Here is a 6,484-nt window from a genome sequence, read left to right on the forward strand (position 1 = left end):
CTGACTCTGTCAGTTCTATCCACAACCTCAAAACCATGTTTTGAGCTGACTTCGTCAGTCTTATCTACAACCTCAAAACAGTATTTTGAGCAACCTGCGGCTAGCTTCCTAGTTTGCTCTTTGATTTTCATTGAGTATTAATAGACTTGTTTGGTATCTTGAAAACTATATCATATAGGTGTCGTCATGAATCCTTTTAGCTGATTTAAGGATACAAAAACATAATACTATGACTCAATTGAAATATTAAAATTCAATTTCTGACCACCTAATCCTGCTTCAAATAGTTATCGAACAAGTTTTATGATAGCTACCTTGTTAGGATGCTCTTATTTTTTATCAGACAAAACAAAAGGATTAAGGGAGTGAATTTCCTTAATCCGATAGTCTCTTAAGCCTGACGCTGACCAAAGTCCTTAATCATCTGCTCCATTTCTTGTCGGCTAGGAGTTGTCAACATATACAGGTAATCTCCTTGAAGTTCCGCAAAGGCCGCTGGCATGATTTTTTTAACCTTGAACTGCTGACTGTATTTGGCAAGCAAGTCCTCCTCAGAATAAACATAGTGAGCATTTGCACGGCGAGAAGTAGCCAAACAATACTGCGGTTCAAATTCTGACGCTGGGAACTCTTCTCCTGCTACAATCGCCGCATAGCCTCGGTAGAGGTCCAAGGAATGAGCAAAGTTATAAACATCAATAGTGAAACCACCTGCAGGGCGGTTATTGTACTCAATGGCGATATAATCATCCCCTTCACGGAAAAACTCGATATGGAAGAAACGTTCTTTCATACCAAATTCCTTAACAATCGCTTCCCCATACTTGCGTAGTTTGGGAACCATATCCTTGAGCACATAGTAGGAATTGTCCATCTTATAAATCATGAGATCAAGCGGTGTATAGGCGTAGTCAAAGGTTGTTGAGAAAACAATCTTTCCATCCTTGTCCACGAGCCCGTCAAAGGTACAGATTTCGCTGGAAGTGACAAATTTTTCAAAGAAATAAAGGGTTGAATGGTCCCATTCTTGCTTGAAGTGATTGATATCGTCTTCTGTCTCAAGTTTAAAGGTTGCGGCTGCTCCCACTCCATTATCAGGTTTGGCAATCATTGGAAGACCGATTTCTTTCACTGCTTGATCAACATCTGCTTCCGTCTTGATAACAGCTCCAGGTACCACAGGAACACCTGCTTTTTTGAAAAGTTTCTTCATTTCAGACTTATATTTCGTCTTTTTGAGATCCTCTGGTTTGGCACCAAAAACATTGAATTGTTCTCTGAGTGTTGCGTCTAGCTCAAGCCAGTATTCATTGTGAGACTCGATGCGGTCAATTGGACCATGTTTATAAAAGAGAAAAGCAACTGCACGTTTGACTTCGTCTATGTTCTCAAGGTTATCTACACGGAAATACTCGGTCAGGCTATTGCGTAAAGGTTCGTCCAATTGCTCGTATGGTTCTTGGCCAATTCCCAAGACTGTGATGCCTTTATTAGCTAGTTCAATGGTAAACTGTTGAAAATTTTGTGGATAGTAGGGAGAAATAACAAGGTAATTCATAGGTAACTCCTTTTATAAATAGAGATTCCCGAGGAAATAAGGCATTTGTTTGCGCCACCATTCCCAGTCGTGGGCGACATCGTGTCCCCATTCAGCAAACCAGGCTGGAATTTGTTTCTGGTCAAAGGATTCTTTGAGCTTGTAGAAAGATGGTAGACCATCTTGTTCCCAGGCACCAAGACCCGTACACAACACAATCTCTGCCTGACGGTAACGGTCAATAAACCAGCCGTCGTTCTGGTTCCAGATATAATCTACTGGCGAGTTTTGGTAAATAGCATCGTCATTGTAATAATCGCCGACAAAGAAACGTGCATCGTAAACACCACTGAGAGCAATCACTTTGGTAAAGACATCTGGATGCTGGAGGAAGAAATTGAGTGCATGATAGGCTCCCATAGAGCAACCTGTCGTCATCATACCATCAAACCAACCTGTCTTGTGCTTGATAAAAGGAATGGCCTCCTCAATCACATAACGTTCGTAGGCACGGTGCATTTCCGCTTGGTCATGAGCATTTTTCCAAGTAGCCAACCAGCTCTCACCATCCACACTAGATAGGGTAAAGAACTGGACACGGCCTTCCTCGATAAAAGAGGCACAGGCATCAATCATGCCAAAATCATAGTATTCGTTGTGACTACCACCTGATGAAGCAAAGACCACAACTGGAATCCCAGCATGTCCATAACGGTTAAGGTACATTTCACGGTTAAGATGACCACTCCAGTGGCTAAGATATTCAATATGCATTTCGTTTTTTCCTTTCTTAACTTACCATTTTTCTGCAAAAAATCTCAGACAATCTGGTAGATTTTCTGACCAAGGGATTTCACTATGAATGGCACCAGACTGAACTTTCAGCACAAGATTATCCAGATGTACTCCCCCTGCTATCAAATCATGGTAATAGCGAAGCGACGAGTCGATATAGGCTTGTTTGATATTGCCAGCCATCAAGGTCTTGTCTGTATCATCCGCTTCTTCTGTTCCTACATAGATGAAGATGCGCTGGTTAGGCGATAGTTTCTGACGCTCGATATAGCGGTTAAAGGCTTCTTGGTGGAGCCAGTTGGCAGATGAAAAGACACCTAGACAACCAATTTGGTCTTGGTATTCCAAACCGATAAACTGGGTAATATTCCCTCCTAATGAGGAACCAATCATGGCTGTATGCTGGCGGTCTGCTTTTGTACGATAAGTTTCATCGATAAAAGGCTTGACCACCTCCATGACAAACTCGGCATACTCCACACCCTTACCGCCAAACTGCTGGCCTGGAATAGGAGATTCTTGGAACTTCCAAGCCGCATACTCATTCATCCGCCCCATACCATCATTGTCAATAGCAACGACAATCATGCGACTGATATCCGGATTTCGTTTGATGGCTGGGATAATCTTCCATGAATGTCCAATGAAAGACTCTTTACTATAAAAAACATTTTGCCCGTCATGAAAGTATACAACAGGATAGGAACGATTCGTGTCTTTCTCATAATCTTTAGGCAGAAGAACACGCACACGGCGCTCCTTACCTGTATAAGGAACCTTGAGCTTGTGTTCTTTCATTTTTAGATAAAAGTAGGAATGATTCATTGTCAGAAAACTCTCTATATTCAAAATTTTATTTTATTATATCACAATTATAGAAAAAAAGTTAGTTTTGCTTCCATTTTTGGAATTAAAAACTAACTTTTTCATTTAATTTTCTAAATTCTTTTGGATTTTCTGATTAGAGCAGATTATCAATCAAGTCATCGACTTCATCTTTTTCAGCTTGAGGTGTAATCTCAGTAATCATAATCCCTGCCACTGCTCGCTCAACCAAGCCTTCAACATCCATACGCGCTTCGTACTGCTCCGCATTCTTAATCTTAGGATTTGTTTTTGGACGGTCAGGTGCAAAAATCGTACAGCAGTCCTCAAACGGTTGGATTGAAATGTCAAAGGTATCAATTTCTTGTGCAATATCAATGATTTCCAACTTGTCCATGGTCACAACTGGACGAATGATGGGAGTGTTGGTAACAGCATTGATAGCCTGCATACTTTCAAGGGTTTGGCTGGCTACTTGACCTAGACTTTCCCCATTGATGATAACCAAACCATTTCGTACCTCACGAATACGGTCAGTAATACGCATCATAAAACGACGCGTCAAGGTCATAAGGTAGGCTTCTGGCACTTTGGCTTTGATTTCCTCTTGAATCTCTGTGAAAGGTACTTCGATAAACTGGATATTGCCTCCAAACTTGGTCAATTTACGAGTCAAATCTTGGGCTTTTTTAAGGGCACCGGGACTAGTATATGGTGGACTAGCAAAGTGAACAGCCTCAATATCCACCCCACGTTTCAAAGCTAGATAACCAGCTACAGGTGAATCAATCCCTCCTGACAGCATGAGCATGCCCTTACCTGAAGTTCCAACTGGCAAACCACCAGCCCCACGAATAGTTTCATAAGAAAGGTAGGCTGCCTCTTCTCGAATCTCCACTTGGAGATTGATGTCAGGACTTTTCATTTGAGCTTGCACATTTGGAATGGCTTCAAAAATAGCTCCTCCAAGCGTTTGGTTGAGTTCACGACTGTCGAGTTCAAAGTTGTGGTCGCTACGCTTGCTAGAAATCTTAAAGGTCATGCCTTCCTTGTAGATGTCCTGCATAATCTCTTGCACAGAAGACTTCAGAACTTCTACAGATTTTTCAACCTTATATACTGGAGAAAAATTTTGAATCCCGAAGACTTGCTTGAGTGATTCTGCTACTGCTGTGTAATCAGCTCCATTGAGGTAAGCATGGGCACGGTCACGATCTGCCCTTACCTTAACTTGGGGATAGATAGACAAAACGTCTGAAATATTATTGCGAAGTTTATTGATGAAACGCATACGGTTTTTGCCTTTGGTTGACAGCTCACCGTAGCGAATCATAATTTCTGAATACTGCATAAATGCTCCTATCTTACTTTTCTAGTTTGGTTGTAAATTAATTTTAGCTTGGTCAAAAACTGCTCGACCTGACTCATATCATTTTCAAGGTCTAGGCTAAGACGCACAGCTGACTGGGCCTTATCTTTATCTACTCCCATGGCAATCAGAGTTCCTGCAGGTTTCCCAGCCTTGGACGAACAAGCAGAGGTCGTTGAGATGAAAATATCATAGTCTTCAAAAGCGTGAACGATGACTTCACCACGAACACCCTTGATTCCAAAAGTCAGGATATGAGGGGCAAAGTCTTCCTCATCTGAAAAGACAAAAATATCTGGATAGTCCAGAAGGGCTTGACGAATCACTGCCTTCATCTGCCCAGTCTTGCTCCTAAAGGTATCTAGCTTTTCCATAGATAAACGGAGAGCCTTGGCTGTCGCTGCAATCCCTGCCACATTTTCAGTTGTCGAACGGTAATCACGCTCCTGACCTCCACCAGTCAACAGTGGCGTAATTTTCTTACCAGACTTGATATAGACAAAACCAACACCACGAACTCCGTGGAACTTGTGACCAGAGAAAGTCGCGAAATCCACTCGTTCTGTCAGATATTTTTCAGTTGGAATCTTAGCAAGTGCCTGAACCGCATCAACGTGGTAAGTAATAGTTGGCTTGTCTGCCAATAGTTTTGAAATAGCCTCAATGGGCTGAACAGAGCCAATTTCATTGTTTACTGCCATGATAGAGATGAGGGTCGTATCAGGTCTTATCAAAGCTCCTAGAGCCTCAACATCCACAAATCCTTTCTCATCTACTGGAGCAAAATCCACTTCAAAACCTTGATTTTTCAACCAAAGTGCTGATTCTTTGACTGCTGGATGTTCAATGGCTGAAACAATGATGTGCTTGCCAAACTGGGCTTTTTCAAAGGCCACACCCTTGATGACCCAGTTATCCCCTTCTGTCCCACCAGAAGTAAAGAAGATTTCATCGCTTTTCTTACCGATTAAATCTGCAATCTGTTGGCGAGAAGCGTCTAAGATTCGTGTTGCCTGGTCCCCCAAACGATGGAGACTAGATGGATTTCCTAAAATTTTTGAAGCGACCTGCATATAGGTTTCAAGGGCTTCAGGATAGGGCTTGGTCGTCGCCGAATTATCAAAGTAAATCATGTTTTCTCACGCTTTCTAAAATCACTCCTTCTATTGTATCATGAAACGGAGCCTGCGACAAGAAAGGGCACTTCCTCTTTTTTTAAGATTTTTTTTAAAGAAATGCGGTATAATAAATTTTAATCAAAGGAGAGAATGTATGTCTAACTATCGTAGAACTTCAAAACCGAAAACAGAACATATCAAAAAAGGCTTTACTGTTTTTCAAAAAACCATTACTACTATCGGTAGTATCCTCGGCTTGATTACTGCGACTATCACGATTATGAATGCCTTGGATAATAATAAAAATACCAAAAAAGAACCTACGACAACACCGACGACAACCATTGTCAAAGAAATTCAAAAGGAATCCCCTAAGGAAAATACTAGTCCCAATAAGGAAAATAATACTAGTCAAGAAATAATACTAGTCAAGAAAAAACACAACAAGAGGAAACGCCAAAATCTAGCGTCAAGGAAGAGAAAAAAGAAGATCAGAAAACAGCAACTCAGGACTCTACTACACCTGCTACAAGTAAACCTGCCACTGAAAATGAAAAACAGCCCAATACTCCAACTTCAGAAAATAATACTCAATGAAAATCAAAGAACAAACTAGGAAGCTAGCCGTAGGCTGCTCAAAACACTGTTTTGAGGTTGTAGATAAGACTGACGAAGTCAGCTCAAAACACTGTTTTGAGGTTGTAGATAAAACTGACGAAGTCAGCTCAAAACACTGTTTTGAGGTTGCAGATAGAACTGACGAAGTCAGTATCATATACATACGGCAAGGCGAAGCTAATGCGGTTTGAAGAGATTTTTGAAGAGTATGAAATTGAATTG

Annotated in this window: 6 protein-coding genes and 1 pseudogene; 2 read left to right on the plus strand and 5 right to left on the minus strand. The window is 41.3% G+C overall.

Annotation, left to right across the window (positions count from 1 at the left end):
* Positions 1-391: 391 nt before the first annotated feature.
* The 5 genes from HT719_RS10230 to HT719_RS10250 all read right to left on the minus strand — a co-directional run bounded on the left by HT719_RS10230 (position 392) and on the right by HT719_RS10250 (position 5,659).
* A complete protein-coding gene (locus HT719_RS10230; protein ID WP_172929123.1) occupies positions 392-1,558 on the minus strand; it encodes an ATP-grasp domain-containing protein in 1,167 nt (388 codons plus the stop codon).
* Between the two features lie 12 nt (positions 1,559-1,570).
* Positions 1,571-2,311 carry an esterase family protein gene (locus HT719_RS10235; RefSeq protein WP_054388260.1) on the minus strand — a complete coding sequence of 247 codons (741 nt, stop codon included), beginning with the start codon at positions 2,309-2,311 and terminating at the stop codon, positions 1,571-1,573.
* A gap of 21 nt (positions 2,312-2,332) precedes the next feature.
* Positions 2,333-3,157 (minus strand): alpha/beta hydrolase, encoded by an 825-nt coding sequence (locus HT719_RS10240; RefSeq protein WP_172929125.1) that lies wholly within the window; start codon positions 3,155-3,157, stop codon positions 2,333-2,335.
* A gap of 136 nt (positions 3,158-3,293) precedes the next feature.
* Positions 3,294-4,508: a tRNA uracil 4-sulfurtransferase ThiI gene (gene thiI, locus HT719_RS10245; RefSeq protein ID WP_172929126.1), complete on the minus strand. Its 1,215-nt coding sequence runs from the start codon at positions 4,506-4,508 to the stop codon at positions 3,294-3,296.
* 8 nt (positions 4,509-4,516) lie between these two features.
* Positions 4,517-5,659 carry a cysteine desulfurase family protein gene (locus tag HT719_RS10250; RefSeq protein WP_172929127.1) on the minus strand — a complete coding sequence of 381 codons (1,143 nt, stop codon included), beginning with the start codon at positions 5,657-5,659 and terminating at the stop codon, positions 4,517-4,519.
* A gap of 139 nt (positions 5,660-5,798) precedes the next feature.
* Here HT719_RS10250 and HT719_RS10255 point away from each other — a divergent pair.
* Positions 5,799-6,241: pseudogene (locus tag HT719_RS10255) on the plus strand (DUF6556 family protein).
* Positions 6,238-6,453, plus strand: a complete 216-nt coding sequence (locus tag HT719_RS11775) for a hypothetical protein (protein WP_240156574.1) — start codon at positions 6,238-6,240, stop codon at positions 6,451-6,453. The pseudogene HT719_RS10255 and the gene HT719_RS11775 overlap by 4 nt, the downstream one beginning before the upstream one ends.
* The last annotated feature ends 31 nt before the right edge of the window (positions 6,454-6,484 follow it).

It is taken from the genome of Streptococcus sp. k-378 (assembly GCF_013277505.1).
GTDB lineage: Bacteria > Bacillota > Bacilli > Lactobacillales > Streptococcaceae > Streptococcus > Streptococcus pseudopneumoniae.

Excerpts from the sequence above, each read along its gene's own strand:
- HT719_RS11775 (WP_240156574.1), top strand. The coding sequence starts at position 6,238 with ATGAAAATCAAAGAACAAACTAGGAAGCTAGCCGTAGGCTGCTCAAAA.
- thiI (WP_172929126.1), bottom strand. The coding sequence starts at position 4,508 with ATGCAGTATTCAGAAATTATGATTCGCTACGGTGAGCTGTCAACCAAA.
- HT719_RS10250 (WP_172929127.1), bottom strand. The coding sequence starts at position 5,659 with ATGATTTACTTTGATAATTCGGCGACGACCAAGCCCTATCCTGAAGCC.
- HT719_RS10240 (WP_172929125.1), bottom strand. The coding sequence starts at position 3,157 with ATGAATCATTCCTACTTTTATCTAAAAATGAAAGAACACAAGCTCAAG.
- HT719_RS10230 (WP_172929123.1), bottom strand. The coding sequence starts at position 1,558 with ATGAATTACCTTGTTATTTCTCCCTACTATCCACAAAATTTTCAACAG.
- HT719_RS10235 (WP_054388260.1), bottom strand. The coding sequence starts at position 2,311 with ATGCATATTGAATATCTTAGCCACTGGAGTGGTCATCTTAACCGTGAA.